Here is a 224-nt window from a genome sequence, read left to right on the forward strand (position 1 = left end):
CAGGGTGGATGCCTTGGCACTAAGAGCCGATGAAGGACGTGATAAGCTGCGAAAAGCTTCGGGGAGGAGCAAATATCCATCGATCCGGAGATATCCGAATGGGGAAACCCGGCAGAGAAGACCTCTGTCATCCATACGCCAATTCATAACGTATGGAAGGGAACCCGGTGAACTGAAACATCTAAGTAGCCGGAGGAAAAGAAAGAAACATCGATTCTGGGAGT

At 50.0% G+C, this 224-nt stretch carries 1 rRNA gene; it reads left to right on the forward strand.

Features of this window, described 5'->3' with window-relative positions:
* Positions 1 to 3: 3 nt before the first annotated feature.
* Positions 4 to 224, forward strand: a 23S ribosomal RNA gene (locus tag GPK60_RS15770); the annotation flags it as partial.

Source organism: Ruminococcus sp. MCC718, assembly GCF_018783905.1.
Lineage (GTDB): Bacteria > Bacillota > Clostridia > Lachnospirales > Lachnospiraceae > Hominisplanchenecus > Hominisplanchenecus faecis.